The 12,940-nt window shown below is 34.4% G+C and carries 13 protein-coding genes; 3 read left to right on the top strand and 10 right to left on the bottom strand.

Annotated features, from left to right (window positions below; genetic code table 11):
* The first annotated feature begins 97 nt into the window (after nucleotides 1–97).
* A complete protein-coding gene (locus ACE939_RS14130) occupies nucleotides 98–577 on the top strand; it encodes a regulatory protein RecX (RefSeq protein ID WP_378186245.1) in 480 nt (159 codons plus the stop codon).
* Here the strand turns inward: ACE939_RS14130 and ACE939_RS14125 are convergent.
* The 4 genes from ACE939_RS14125 to ACE939_RS14110 all read right to left on the bottom strand — a co-directional run bounded on the left by ACE939_RS14125 (nucleotide 567) and on the right by ACE939_RS14110 (nucleotide 4,855).
* Entirely contained in the window at nucleotides 567–1,439 is an 873-nt protein-coding gene (locus ACE939_RS14125) for a cupin-like domain-containing protein (RefSeq protein ID WP_378186244.1), read from the bottom strand. The two genes, ACE939_RS14130 and ACE939_RS14125, sit on opposite strands and share 11 nt — an antisense overlap.
* A 44-nt stretch (nucleotides 1,440–1,483) precedes the next feature.
* The gene (gene bioB, locus ACE939_RS14120; protein WP_378186243.1) at nucleotides 1,484–2,590 is read right to left on the bottom strand and encodes a biotin synthase BioB; all 1,107 of its coding nucleotides are present in this window, start codon (nucleotides 2,588–2,590) and stop codon (nucleotides 1,484–1,486) included.
* Between the two features lie 110 nt (nucleotides 2,591–2,700).
* Nucleotides 2,701–3,672, bottom strand: a complete 972-nt coding sequence (locus tag ACE939_RS14115) for an alpha/beta fold hydrolase (protein WP_378186242.1) — start codon at nucleotides 3,670–3,672, stop codon at nucleotides 2,701–2,703.
* Nucleotides 3,673–3,688: 16 nt separating this feature from the next.
* On the bottom strand, nucleotides 3,689–4,855 hold the full coding sequence (locus tag ACE939_RS14110) for a beta-ketoacyl synthase N-terminal-like domain-containing protein (protein WP_378186241.1): 1,167 nt from the start codon (nucleotides 4,853–4,855) through the stop codon (nucleotides 3,689–3,691).
* A gap of 129 nt (nucleotides 4,856–4,984) precedes the next feature.
* On the opposite strand from ACE939_RS14110, the gene ACE939_RS14105 reads away from it, so the two are divergent.
* Entirely contained in the window at nucleotides 4,985–5,419 is a 435-nt protein-coding gene (locus ACE939_RS14105) for a cytochrome c oxidase assembly factor Coa1 family protein (protein WP_378186240.1), read from the top strand.
* Here the strand turns inward: ACE939_RS14105 and bioA are convergent.
* The 3 genes from bioA to ACE939_RS14090 are packed head-to-tail and all read right to left on the bottom strand — an operon-like array spanning nucleotide 5,416 to nucleotide 8,529.
* On the bottom strand, nucleotides 5,416–6,684 hold the full coding sequence (bioA, locus tag ACE939_RS14100; protein ID WP_378186239.1) for an adenosylmethionine--8-amino-7-oxononanoate transaminase: 1,269 nt from the start codon (nucleotides 6,682–6,684) through the stop codon (nucleotides 5,416–5,418). The genes ACE939_RS14105 and bioA overlap by 4 nt on opposite strands.
* A 26-nt stretch (nucleotides 6,685–6,710) precedes the next feature.
* Nucleotides 6,711–7,352 carry a dethiobiotin synthase gene (gene bioD, locus ACE939_RS14095; RefSeq protein WP_378186238.1) on the bottom strand — a complete coding sequence of 214 codons (642 nt, stop codon included), beginning with the start codon at nucleotides 7,350–7,352 and terminating at the stop codon, nucleotides 6,711–6,713.
* Nucleotides 7,342–8,529 (bottom strand): aminotransferase class I/II-fold pyridoxal phosphate-dependent enzyme, encoded by a 1,188-nt coding sequence (locus ACE939_RS14090; RefSeq protein ID WP_378186237.1) that lies wholly within the window; start codon nucleotides 8,527–8,529, stop codon nucleotides 7,342–7,344. The genes bioD and ACE939_RS14090 overlap by 11 nt, the downstream gene beginning before the upstream one ends.
* Before the next feature lie 163 nt (nucleotides 8,530–8,692).
* On the opposite strand from ACE939_RS14090, the gene ACE939_RS14085 reads away from it, so the two are divergent.
* A complete protein-coding gene (locus tag ACE939_RS14085; protein WP_378186236.1) occupies nucleotides 8,693–9,235 on the top strand; it encodes a GNAT family N-acetyltransferase in 543 nt (180 codons plus the stop codon).
* Between the two features lie 111 nt (nucleotides 9,236–9,346).
* Here ACE939_RS14085 and ACE939_RS14080 read toward each other — a convergent pair whose 3' ends face one another.
* The 3 genes from ACE939_RS14080 to atpD all read right to left on the bottom strand — a co-directional run bounded on the left by ACE939_RS14080 (nucleotide 9,347) and on the right by atpD (nucleotide 12,793).
* Nucleotides 9,347–10,348 (bottom strand): hypothetical protein, encoded by a 1,002-nt coding sequence (locus tag ACE939_RS14080; RefSeq protein ID WP_378186235.1) that lies wholly within the window; start codon nucleotides 10,346–10,348, stop codon nucleotides 9,347–9,349.
* Nucleotides 10,349–10,921: 573 nt separating this feature from the next.
* Entirely contained in the window at nucleotides 10,922–11,200 is a 279-nt protein-coding gene (locus tag ACE939_RS14075; RefSeq protein WP_378186234.1) for a F0F1 ATP synthase subunit epsilon, read from the bottom strand.
* An 84-nt stretch (nucleotides 11,201–11,284) separates the two neighbouring features.
* Nucleotides 11,285–12,793, bottom strand: coding sequence for a F0F1 ATP synthase subunit beta (atpD, locus tag ACE939_RS14070; RefSeq protein WP_378186233.1), 1,509 nt, complete (start codon nucleotides 12,791–12,793; stop codon nucleotides 11,285–11,287).
* Nucleotides 12,794–12,940 lie beyond the last annotated feature (147 nt).

Here is a 12,940-nt window from a genome sequence, read left to right as displayed (position 1 = left end):
AAAATAAATCGGGCTTTTTTTGTTTTAATCTTTACCTTAGAGATGATTTTATCAATAAATTAATTCTGTCAAATTGATAGTTTCCTATCTTTGATGCATGCAGCAAAAACTTCAACAATCTATCACTTTTAAAGAAGCTCTACGCAAAATGGAACACTATTGTGTTTATCAAGACCGCTGTCATAAAGATGTTGAAGATAAGCTATTCACCATGAAGCTGATTCCCGAAGCAAAAGAAAAAGTAATCCTGCATCTTATCGAACATAATTTTCTTAATGAAGAACGATTTGCTAAAAGTTATGCTAGAGGAAAATTTGCTATTAAAAAATGGGGAAAACAAAGAATCACCTTGGAGCTGAAAAAGAAAAATATTTCTGCCTACTTAATTAAAATTGCTTTAAAAGAAATTGATAGTCAGGATTATATCAATAAATTTCACGAATTAGCCGAAAACAGAAACGCTTTAATATCGGAAACAAATGTGTATAAGAAAAGAAAAAAATTAATCGCATATTTACAGTACCGAGGATGGGAATCTGATTTAATTTTTGATAAGGTAAAAGAACTCAATCCTTGATTCCATTATACGCATGGGTTCGTCTAATCGCTTCTTTGTTTTTATAATCCATCCAACGTTGACCTCTTTGTTTACGCATAAAATTATCAAAATGCGGCATTATAAAAAAACTATAAAATCCTCGTGCAAAGTTTTTAAAATTTCTTGGTAATGCTCGAATACTCATTGAGAATCCAGGTGTTAAATAGGTCATTTGATGCCAATACCCTTCAGGCATATATAAAGTTTCTCCATGTTTCAAATTAGTAACATATCCCTTAGCGAGCTTTAATGCAGGCCATTGATCAAGGTCTGGATTAGAGTAATCTATTTGTTGATGAGAAATTAAGGCATAAGGGACTTTGTACAAAAATTTGGTTTCAGAAGGAGGGTATAAGATACATTGTTTTTCTCCATGAAACTGAAAATGTAAAATATTAGCATAATCAATATCGTAATGCATAAATACTTTTGAACCTTCTCCTCCAAAAAACAAGAAAGGAAACTTTTTTAAGAACTTAAGTCCTATTTGTGGGTAGGAATAATCATTTTGTAGCGGCGGAGTCTCTTTTAACAAATTATACAAAAAAATACGATAGTTAGTAGGCTTTTGTTTTAATAAATCAATATACTCTCGCATTCTCATGGTAGCATGAGGTTCATTAAATTTGAGCTCCGAACTTATGGGTCGATCATCGTACAAAGGCACGTTCTTATCACCTGCTATGGATGCTATATATTCTAAATCCCATTTTTTATAAGCAGGCCAGTCCTCTATCAATTTCTCAATAACGACTGGCTGCTGTTTTGAAACGTAGGTAGCTATAAAATCAGCTTTGCTTATCTTCTCTACTCTAGGTATCTGTTTTAAATTTAGTCCCATCTACTATACTATTTTTATATGTAAATGAAATACGTAAAAGTATATTACTCTCTATTAAGTACAACATCTTTTCCCTTCTCCTTGGCTAGCTCATTACGTTCTATTTTATGACTTGGTCGAGACCACTTTGGTTTCTCTCCTTTAGCTTGAAAAACAGAATCTTTAGCCTCAACAGTTTCGGGTTGTGATTTTTTGACAAACGGTTGCTGTGGATTCAATCCTAACAATTTGAACATCTCCATATCTTCACCTACATCAGGATTAGGAGTGGTTAGTAGTTTATCACCAGCAAAGATTGAATTAGCTCCAGCAAAAAAGCACATTGCTTGTCCCTCTCTACTCATATCTGTTCTTCCTGCAGATAATCGCACTTGCGTTTTTGGCATTACTATTCGTGTAGTTGCAACCATACGAATCATGTCCCAAATAGAAACTGGCTTCTGTTCCTCAAGCGGTGTGCCCTCTACAGCTACTAGTGCGTTTATAGGTACTGATTCTGGTTGAGGATTTAGCTTTGTTAATGCTACTAACATCCCCGCACGATCTTTGGTTTCTTCTCCCATTCCAATAATACCTCCGCTACAAACAGTAACATTGGTCTTACGAACGTTATCAATTGTTTGTAAACGATCTTCATAACCACGGGTAGAAATCACCTCTTTATAATATTCTTCAGAGGTATCGAGATTATGGTTGTATGCGTATAAACCAGCTTCGGCCAAACGTTGTGCTTGATTTTCGGTAAGCATTCCTAGTGTACAACAAACCTCCATATCCAATTTATTGATGGTTCGCACCATTTCCAAGACATTTTCAAATTCTGGTCCATCTTTTACATTTCGCCACGCAGCACCCATGCATACTCTTGAACTTCCCGAAGATTTAGCTCGTAATGCTTGCGCTTTTACTTGCTGTACACTCATAAGGTCATTTCCCTCCAAATCCGTATGATATCTCGCTGCTTGTGGACAGTATCCGCAATCCTCGGGACAGCCTCCGGTTTTTATAGAAAGTAATGTTGAAACCTGTACCGTATTGGGGTCATGGTGTAAACGATGAATCGTTGCTGCCTCATACAGCAACTCCATTAAAGGTTTATTATAAATATCTAGTATTTCTTGTGATGTCCAATCGTGTCTTGTATCGCTCATAAATCAACAGTATGTGAATTTTCAAAAATAGTAAAATCCCTTGGTACTTTATCAAAATTAATAAAAGATCAGTATTTGTTTTTTAAGGGATTGATGATTTCAACTTTAAATTATTTTTCTTGTTTTTTTATTTCTAGGAATTGATCGAATATTCTAAAGAATTTCTCTGGCTCCTCCAAATAAGGATTATGCCCACTTGCTTCAAACATTTCAAACCTTGCTTGCGGCATGTACTGTTGATATTGCACTGCAAATTCTGGGGTAGAAACTCCATCATACCGACCTGCGATAACCAACGTAGGACTTTGTATTAAAACTAATTGTTTTCTAAAATCAATAGCTCCCATACTTCCTGCTACATGAAAATCTGCATCATCTCCAACAATTCCATAATATACATCAGAGTTCCAAGAACGTTTAACCTTTTTGGGCATGGGTTGCTTTAATTTTGTGTCGTGATAATAAACATATTTTACTGGAAGGCTCCCATAGACTTCAGCAAAAATGCTATCTCTAGATATGTATCCCTTGTGACGTAAAGAGTCAATTTTTTTCCATATCAATGGAAAATGTGTTCTAGCATAACGATTGTAGCTGTCACAATTGGCTTGCCACATTAAACCACTATGAAATCCATTTATTAGAACCATTTTTGATACTTTTTTAGGATACTTAAGTGCATATGCTTGAGCGACTACAGTACCGTACGAATGTCCTACAATTGACCACTGCTCAAGATCTAAAACCTTACGAATACCCTCTAAAATTTCAACATCGGTAGCTATTGAATATTCATTAAGGTTTTTGGCATCATCTGATAACCCCCTCCCTAATCCATCAAAAAAAATCACCTGATTATTTTTATAATATGCGCCAAAGTTTCCTTGAAGATAGTCATGAGAATCTCCTGGTCCTCCAGCAATAAAGACAATAGGTTCCCCGCTACCTCTGGTTTCGATATTTATATTATACCCATTAATTTCAAATAACTGGGGTTCAAAATCATCATGAATTTTTTGTTGGGCATGTGTTACAAAAAATAGTCCTATTATAAAGCCCCAAAATATATGTTTTGTTTTCACTATTTAAAGATTAAAATTATGAATGATTTTTTTCAACAATTACAGACACAGCATTACCCCCAAAACCTACAGCATTAACCATAATTTTATTTAATTGTCGTGGTTGAGTGTTAGATTTTATAAAGGGAATCGAAATGAATCTCTGATTTATCAGCATCAATATAGCAAATTCTAAACTTAAAATTCCGCTAGCTCCAAAAGTATGACCAATTTTCCATTTGTTGGTTGTAACTAAAGGCATAGAATTACCAAAAACTTTTTGAATTGCATTGTATTCTGATTGATCCCCTTTAATCGTTCCAGGAGCATGCATAACAATTGCATCTATTGAAGAAGGGTCTATCTCCTGCAATGCCATTTTCATCGATTTCTGAAAACAATCTGCTTCTGTAGAAATTGATATATTATGTTTTAAAATTTCTGTTGCATACCCCATACCAGTAAGTAAAGCCACAGCATTTTTTTTAACTCCTTTTTCCATACAAATCACCCCTGCACCTTCTCCCAAAAACATCGAATTGCGTTTCTTGTTTAAATTCATTGCCTGACAGGGATACGCTATATCTGTTTCAGATGCATAAATTTTTAAGGCTTTCATTTGCTCAATAGTGAATCCTGTTAAAGGTGCTTCACTACCCCCTACCAAAAATTTATCGGTTAAGCCAGATTGGATCCAAGCAACTCCATTAAGCATCGAGTGTAAAGCTGTAGAACATGTAATAGAATGACTAATCTCTGGACCAAGACTTTGTAAGTCATGAGCGATCCATGAAGAAATGTTACCTAACGTGGTAGTTGGTGAACTAAGTGTTGAAGATTTTCCCGTAATCATAAATTCTTTATGATATTTTTCAAAAAGTTCAGTAGCTCCGCGAGAAGACCCTACGTTGATTCCAAAATGAGAATTATTATCCCACTTTGCCATTTTAAAAGCTTCTCGGGCTGCATAGAGCCCATATAAAACTGAATTATCTAGATCTACATAGTGCGAAGAGCTTTTACGCAAGTTTTGAATTGCTTCTTTTGCTTGCTCAGGAAGCTCTGCGACGATAGCCAAGGATTTTTCAAATTTTCTTATTGAACCTTGATGTTTATTTTTGAGATATGCTCGCCAAATTTCATCCTGCATCACACCTAAGGGTGATACAGATGCCATACCAGTTATAGAGATTGGTTCGATCAATTTTTCTATTTTTGAACAAATGTACTGGATTGGGATGTTCTGTTCAAAAGCTACAGTATTTTTTATCTGTTCTTAACGTTTGTTAAGAATATTACTTACATACATTTAGTATTTATAAAAATCATGGACATGATGACACAAAATAAGAGTTGGTTTGCCAGAAATTGGGGGTGGGTAGTTCCGTTAGGTGGATGTTTGACCATTATTGTAGTATTTTTTTTATTTCTGGGAACGATTGTTTTTGGAGTTGGTAAAATGATGACCTCCTCAGATCCTTATGAAACAGGATTAAAGATGGCTAGAGAAGACCGCTACGTACTAAAAAAGCTAGGCGAGCCCATCGAGACAGATGGCATTATGCAAGGTTCTCTATCTTACAAAAATAATAAGGGCGACGCTAATATTAACCTACCTATTAAGGGACCTAAGGGAAAAGCCCGACTTTATATAGTTGGAACCAAAGACGATGAGCAATGGAATTATTCTGAAATCTATGTTATTATTGACGACACAAATGAACAAATAGATTTACTTGGTTTTGATCAACAAAATTCGGTTTTTTAAAGCCGCTCTAATAGCTCCAAAATACTTGTATAAATTTTATTTAATTGCTCATCGGTAGTTATATAGGGTGGTAAAATATAGATAGTATTACCCAATGGTCTTAGTGCTATACCTTGATTCATAAAATGATTAAAGATCTCATACCGTTGCTTACCATACCGATCCATTTCTATTTCTAAATCTAGTGCGTATATTATTCCCATCTGCCTCGTAGATCGAACTTTAGGATGCGTTTTTATGTTTTTATCAAACTTATGATGGTTGGTAATAATACGAGTAATACTTTTCTGGATCTCTGGTGATTGCAACAAAGTGATCCCTGCTAAAGCTACTGAGCATGCAATTGGATTTGCAGAATACGTATGTGCATGAAAAAATGCTTTACCTATTGAATTGTCTAAGAAAGCGTCATAAATCGCTTGCGTACAACTGGTAATTGCCATAGGTACAAAACCTGCAGTTAACGCCTTTGATAAGGATATAAGATCTGGTTTAATCTCCATATGGTCTGAAGCAAATATTTTTCCAGTCTTTCCAAAACCAGTCATTACTTCATCCGCAATTAACAACACTCCATGTTCTCTACAAACTTTTAAAAGTTGATCTAAATGTGCTGCTTCAAACATTTTCATTGCATTAGCTCCTTGCACTAGCGGTTCATATATAAAGGCTGCTACTTTATTCTCTAATATTATAGATTTCAACGTCTCCAGAACTTCTGAAAAATTTTGTTCATTAGGTACTGCAATTCTTTTTACATCAATAAAGAAATCTTCGAAAGGTCCATTGTATACAGATAAACCAGAAGCAGACATAGCTCCAAATGTATCGCCATGAAAACCATCCTCAAAAGCAATGATTGTTTGTCGCTTTTCACCTCGATTGAAAAAATATTGTAAAGCCATTTTAATGGCTACTTCATTTGCAGTCGATCCATTATCTGAAAAGAAAATTTTTTCTTGATTATTAGGTAAAATAGCTATTAATGCTTCCGAAAGTTCAATCGCTGGAGGATGAGTAAACCCTGCAAAAACAATTTGATCTAACGTTTCCATTTGTTGCTTTACTTTCTCCAAAATATACTCATTGCAATGCCCGTACATGGCAGTATACCAAGAGGCGATACCATCAATATACGAGTTCCCTTTTTCATCAAACAACAAGGCTCCTTTTGCTTTAACTATGGGTAATGCTTCAGGATGTATTTGATGTTGGGTTAAGGGATGCCAGAGGTGTTTTTTATCTCTTTCTTCTAATGAATTCATTTCTTCCGTTTTAAATGCTAACTATCCTAAAGCGCTTCTAATTTATTCTTGAACTGCTCTGCATATTCTTCTATTACCCGCTTATCAAAATAAGGTTCTTCATCAATTCTACCAAGAACATTAACCTTACTCATCTTTTCAATAATATTTTCTGTAGTAGGGTGTGCAGCTCCACTAAAAATCAACGCAACTTCAAATCCTTGCTCTTCTAGTAATTTTAAGGTCATTAGCGTATGATTTATACTCCCAAGATAATGACGAGAAACAACAATAACTGTATACTCTTTGGGTATAATATCCAATATTGTCTGTGTATCATTAAGTGGAACAAGAATCCCTCCAGCTCCTTCAGCCACTAATGCGTTCTTTGTATTTGGAAAAACAATATTCTTACTATCTATTGTAATTCCTTCTTTTTCTGCAGCAGCATGCGGACTCATAGGTGTTCTAAGTGCATAACTGTTAGGATGAAACACAGATTTTGTATTAGAAACCAGTGTTTTTACTTTATCTGCATCCCCATAAGCCAAATCTCCAGCTTGTATAGGTTTAAAATAATCTGCTTGTAGCGCCTCTACAACGATTGCTGATGTTATAGTCTTTCCTACTTCGGTACCAATTCCTGTAATAAAGATTCGTTTGGGTGTATTATTGTTTTCAATTTTCATGATCTTGCTTTGCGTATTCACGAACAAAAGTAGCTAACAAGTTTAAAACATTTGTAATTTCATCTTTAGAATTATAAGCATGTATACAAAAACGTAAGCGTTCTTCACCCACTGGGACGGTAGGAGACAAAATAGGCTTCACATTGAAACCTTTTTTCTGAATTTGGCGTGCTACGTTTTGAACATGTTCATTTCCCGAGATGATACAGCAATGTATTGCAGAATTACTTTTTATAAATCGAGATTTTAGATTTGTAGCATCAAGATTCTGGTTAAAAAATGTAATATTTTTAGTTAGCCTATCTATTGCATCTGTTGTCTGTAACGCAGCATGAGCAGATTGAATAGTCGCCAACGAATGTGGAGGTAATCCTGTGGTATAAATAAAACTTCTTGCGAAGTTGATCAAATACTTTTTTAACTCATTAGAGCCTAAAATGACTGCTCCGTGACAGCCCAAAGCTTTTCCGAATGTATGTATCCTAGCAAATATATTGTTTTCTATTCCTAAGCCTTGAAGTATTCCAACCCCGTATTTTCCAAAAACTCCTGTTGCATGAGCTTCATCTACTATCAAATGACAGTTATTTTCTTTACAAAAAGTTACAAAGCCTTGTAAATCTGGAATATCACCATCCATTGAAAAAACTGACTCGGTCACAATATATACTTCGAAAGACTCAGCGCTACTTTTTTTGTTGCTTTTGTTTTGCTGTAGTCTTTTTTGTAAATCACTAATATTATTATGAGCAAACTTATATGATTTTGCATTACTTATTTTAATACCATCACGTATTGAAGCATGAATCAATTCATCATAGAAAATAATATCACCTCGCTGTGCTATTGATGAAAAAAAACCAACATTTGCATCATAACCAGAATTAAAAATCAAAGCACTCTCGGCATTGTAAAAATCCGCTAGCATGTCTTCTGTCTCTCTATACAAGTCATGATTTCCTGATAACAAACGGGAACCAGTAGCGCCATTTTGATACATTTTCCTTGTTACCAACAATTGATGTGTCTGGTCAAAAATATTTTTAGATGAGGCGAAACCGATATAATCATTCGATGAAAAATCAATTAAATCTGCTCGCTCAGAAAGTCTTCTAAGTGATTTATTCTCATCTCGTAAATCGAGCTTAGCCTGTAATCTATTGGGTAAATTTTTCAAATGTTATTTCTGTACGTATTTTAAAATTATCCAAAACTTTTAACTATATCTAAAATTAAGTATTCTTCGTTTTTTATTAATTTCAAAAGTTAAGGTTTCATAATTTTACAAAGATAGACAATGCATTAACTTTATACATACTATCGGCTTATCTATACTTAAGATGAAAAACATTATATATACCACCGTAACTTTAGTTGAAGAATTACACCAAATTATTAAACTTCAACAAGAAAACTTACCAATCGCAGTAACGGCAGAGGAAAAAGAAAAAGAAGGCTTTGTAACTGTACAACATACTATCAGCATTCTAAAAAAAATGAATGATCAGGAGCCTCATATTATTGCTAAAGATCAAAATAGTGTAGTGGGTTATGCATTATGTATGACGCAAAAATTCAAGAACGACATTGAAATTCTTAAGTCAATGTTTATAGAAATTGACAAACATTTGAATAGTGATATTTCCTACATTATTATGGGGCAAATCTGCATTGACAAAGCATATCGAAAACAAGGAGTTTTTAGAGGATTATATGCTAAAATGAGAGAAGAATTAAACGAGAAATACGATCTTTTAATTACCGAAGTAGCTGCTGATAACATACGCTCATTAAAAGCACATGATGCTCTGGGTTTTGAAACATTAACTACTTATAAATCTAATGGAATTAAATGGCATCTCATTAAGTGGGATTGGAGATAATGTGTTCTAAAATCGAAAAGCTTTTTTATACGTACTTGATATCATCAAAGGATTACTAAAATAAAAGGGTCAAAATATGACCCTTTATATTTTGAGATAAAAGTGATTACTTTATTCAATTCCAAGATAAGGATTGTATGTATAGGTTTTATCAAAACCACCCAGCCCGTTATAATATTCATCTACTAAATGAGCTGGATAATACGCCAGACCACCGCTAAGCAAACCTTGCTTATCTCCATCATTTTTATCATCCCAATTCCAGGGTGCGTTCGCAGTCCCATTGCCATAGGATTTCTGAAAAGATTTGGTATTCTTAAATAGGTTCGTATTAAATCGTTGCTCCCACATACCTCCATTTTCAAAAATATTCATCAATTTATATTTTACATTTCTGTCTTTTATATCCAAAGGATATTCACTAATCGTTTTACTAGGATAATACACTATATAATCACTTCCGCCAGGCTTTTGTTTGGCATGGGCTTTTATTCCATGTCCTTTGGCTTCTGCAGAGGTCTTAAAACGACTGATTCCTTCATAATTCTGCAATGTTAACGTTCCATCTATACTCTCGCTCCCATTAGTAAGTCCAGAATCTGGCGCCTTATAAGAATAAAAATCAGAGTGAAATACTGTTACAGCTCCAAGAGCTTTACCATAAGACGTATTATCTTTTTTTACGATTGTAAGTACGCCTTCTAGGTCATTTTCATGTTCATCAATACTATAGAGAAACCAAATATCGGTCCAATCTCTAGGGTGAAAAAAAGCATAAATTATATAATAATGGGTTTTGGTTTCTACCACAGAGTAGTACCCAACCGCATTTGCCCTAAGGTCAGTATTAGAAATGTTATTCCAGTTATTTGTAGCATTTAAATCTCCATCAAAGTCATATCGAGTAATATAATCTGCTTTTCCATTCAAGCCATGTGACCCAGTAGGATCGACATCCTGATAGTGAATAGGAGCATGATGATACGCGAGTTCAAGATAAAAATCATGACTTGTAAGGTGAACCGATAAGTTTTGCTCAAGAACCAAATCATCTTGTTTTTCGCAACTTGAAAATAGAATAATTAGCGTTAAAATGATAAAATTTTTTTTCATTTGGATATACATTTAAGTTAGTTTATACAACTAAAATTACCCTTTAATTACCTAGATCGTACTAAGTACAGGTTAAGTAATTTTAATTAAAAGTTATCCTTTCACAAATACGCGTATCTAAATTTATGTTCAATAAAATACTGAATATATGATTGTTAAATAAAAATTATTATTAAGAAGTATTTCTATTATTCAATGCACTCAGGATAACCTTTCTCAATTTTTTACCTAAGTAATATGTATTATCCCATGAGTTTTTGGGCACCAATAGGATACCCCTTTTACCGAAGAACTTATACGGTAAAGCGCTATAAGGACTTTAAAAAGCTTTATTTTTTTGAAGGTGAAAGTTTCCTTTAACTATTATTCTTCCCTTTGTACATCTTGTACATTTAATCATTTTTTTTTTAGAAGTTGTTTCCAAAATAAATCCTGCAGATCTGTAGCAAGACCTAGTATAAAAACTATTAGTTAGAAAGATCCTTGTAAAATGGGAAGTGCTTAAAAAAGAGAATCCCTGTTAATTTATAATTAACAGGGATTAAATTATTAGATACTTTATACACTTGACCTTTAATCGGCAAGCACAATTACTTTATTGTCATTCATCTCTACCGTTCCCGATGTAATAGGTAGCACAGTAGCTCCATTAGAATCTTTAGAGAATTTAGCTGCTACTTCATCATCTAATACTATAGTACCGTAAATTTTTACTTTTCCTTTGCCTAACAGAGAAACTATAGGTGCATGATTATTTAACATCTGAAACTCACCTTCGACACCTGGTACTGCAACCGAAGTTACTTCACCACTAAATAATACAGCTTCTGGAGTTACTATTTCTAAATACATATTTTTCAAGTATTGCGTATTGAGAGATTAGAAAAGGATACAATATAATTGTGTCGTACACTACTAAAATCTCTTTACTGTAATTTATGCTTCAGCTAACATTTTTTCACCAGCTTCAATAGCTTCTTCGATTGTTCCTTTAAGGTTAAAGGATGCTTCAGGAAGATGATCTAACTCACCGTCCATAATCATATTAAATCCTTTAATTGTTTCTTTAATATCTACAAGAACTCCAGGTATACCCGTAAACTGCTCTGCTACATGGAATGGCTGAGAAAGGAAACGTTGTACTCGACGTGCGCGTCCTACTGCCAACTTATCCTCTTCAGATAACTCTTCCATACCAAGAATGGCTATAATATCTTGTAGTTCTTTATAGTGTTGTAACAACTCTTTTACACGTTGTGCACAGTTATAATGATCATCACCTAAAATATCAGCACTTAAAATTCTAGACGTAGAATCTAACGGATCTACCGCTGGATATATACCAAGTTCTGCAATTTTACGAGATAATACTGTAGTAGCATCTAAGTGAGCAAACGTTGTTGCTGGTGCTGGATCGGTAAGGTCATCTGCGGGTACATATACCGCTTGTACAGATGTTATCGATCCTTTTTTAGTCGAAGTAATACGCTCTTGCATCGCTCCCATTTCGGTAGCTAATGTTGGTTGGTATCCTACTGCAGATGGCATACGCCCAAGAAGTGCAGAAACCTCTGAACCTGCTTGCGTAAAACGGAATATATTATCTACGAAAAACAGTACATCTTTACCCTGTCCATCTCCAGCTCCATCACGGAAATACTCTGCAATTGTAAGTCCAGAAAGCGCCACACGAGCACGTGCTCCTGGTGGTTCATTCATTTGTCCAAATACGAAAGTTGCTTTAGACCCTTTCATAACTTCCTTATCAACTTTAGAAAGATCCCATCCTCCAGCTTCCATAGAGTGCATAAAATCATCTCCGTATTTGATAATACCTGATTCTAACATCTCACGCAATAAATCATTTCCTTCACGTGTTCTTTCACCTACTCCAGCAAATACAGAAAGACCACCGTGACCTTTTGCTATATTGTTAATCAACTCTTGAATAAGTACTGTTTTACCTACTCCTGCTCCACCAAACAATCCAATCTTACCTCCTTTTGCATAAGGCTCGATCAAATCAATTACTTTAATACCTGTAAATAAAACCTCGGTAGATGTTGATAAATCTTCAAATTTTGGTGCTTTACGGTGGATAGGAAGACCATGATCTCCACTTTTAGGTAGATCTCCTAATCCATCAATTGCATCACCAATCACATTAAATAGACGTCCATATACGTCACCACCTATTGGCATTTGGATTTGAGATCCTGTTGCTACAGCTTCTACTCCTCTACTTAATCCATCACTGGAATCCATTGCAATTGTACGCACAGTATCTTCACCAATGTGAGACTGAATCTCTAACACTAGCTTACTACCGTCTGCTTTATTAATTTCTAACGAATCGTAAATCTTTGGTAATTCTGTACCGGCAGCGAATTCTACATCGATAACCGGACCTACAATTTGTGATACTTTACCCGTAACTTGAGACATTATATAACTATTTAATGTTTAGTATTTAACTATCTTAAAAAGCATTTGTATTCAATTATACTGAATACGAGCTTTTTTCAGGCTGCAAATATAGTCTTTTAAATAAAAAAAATAACTGCTTTTTTTCTGTTTTTTATAAGTTAGAAT

Source organism: Aquimarina rhodophyticola, assembly GCF_042434915.1.
In the GTDB taxonomy this organism is placed as follows: Bacteria; Bacteroidota; Bacteroidia; order Flavobacteriales; family Flavobacteriaceae; genus Aquimarina.
The sequence above is the reverse complement of the archived record's forward strand: the minus strand, read 5'-3'. Positions and strand labels throughout refer to the sequence as shown.

Bases quoted from the DNA above. Each gene is read 5' to 3' on its own strand.
- ACE939_RS14130 (WP_378186245.1), top strand. From the start codon at position 98: ATGCAGCAAAAACTTCAACAATCTATCACTTTTAAAGAAGCTCTACGC.
- ACE939_RS14125 (WP_378186244.1), bottom strand. From the start codon at position 1,439: ATGGGACTAAATTTAAAACAGATACCTAGAGTAGAGAAGATAAGCAAA.
- bioB (WP_378186243.1), bottom strand. From the start codon at position 2,590: ATGAGCGATACAAGACACGATTGGACATCACAAGAAATACTAGATATT.
- ACE939_RS14105 (WP_378186240.1), top strand. From the start codon at position 4,985: ATGATGACACAAAATAAGAGTTGGTTTGCCAGAAATTGGGGGTGGGTA.
- bioA (WP_378186239.1), bottom strand. From the start codon at position 6,684: ATGAATTCATTAGAAGAAAGAGATAAAAAACACCTCTGGCATCCCTTA.
- bioD (WP_378186238.1), bottom strand. From the start codon at position 7,352: ATGAAAATTGAAAACAATAATACACCCAAACGAATCTTTATTACAGGA.
- ACE939_RS14085 (WP_378186236.1), top strand. From the start codon at position 8,693: ATGAAAAACATTATATATACCACCGTAACTTTAGTTGAAGAATTACAC.
- ACE939_RS14080 (WP_378186235.1), bottom strand. From the start codon at position 10,348: ATGAAAAAAAATTTTATCATTTTAACGCTAATTATTCTATTTTCAAGT.
- ACE939_RS14075 (WP_378186234.1), bottom strand. From the start codon at position 11,200: ATGTATTTAGAAATAGTAACTCCAGAAGCTGTATTATTTAGTGGTGAA.
- atpD (WP_378186233.1), bottom strand. From the start codon at position 12,793: ATGTCTCAAGTTACGGGTAAAGTATCACAAATTGTAGGTCCGGTTATC.